This window comes from Paraburkholderia sp. SIMBA_054, from assembly GCF_046534875.1.
Lineage (GTDB): Bacteria > Pseudomonadota > Gammaproteobacteria > Burkholderiales > Burkholderiaceae > Paraburkholderia > Paraburkholderia hospita.
Genome location: NZ_JAWRXV010000437.1, coordinates 1 through 326 on the forward strand (window position 1 = coordinate 1; position 326 = coordinate 326).

Consider the following 326-nt stretch of genomic DNA (forward strand, 5'->3'; position numbering starts at 1 on the left):
TGCGAAGGAGCAGTTGCTGCTGATGCTGCGCAGCCTGTACGTGCACCCGAGCGGGCAAATTCCCGCTTACGAGTGGAATTTCAGCGATGTGAATCCGCCGGTGCACGCCGCCGCCACGCTGTGGCTGTACAAGTATGAGAAAGAACTGGGACGAGCCGACCCGCGTTTCCTGGAGCGCTCGTTTCAGGGGCTGATGCTCAACTTCAACTGGTGGGTCAATCGCAAGGACCCCTCGGGCCGCAACGTATTCGCCGGCGGCTTTCTCGGTCTCGACAACATCGGCGTGTTCGACCGCAGCGCGGAACTGCCGACGGGCGGGGCGCTAG

General features: G+C 62.6%; 1 pseudogene. It reads left to right on the top strand.

The window, feature by feature from the left end:
- Positions 1 to 326 (top strand): annotated as a pseudogene (locus tag SB822_RS55805) (glucosidase); the annotation flags it as partial.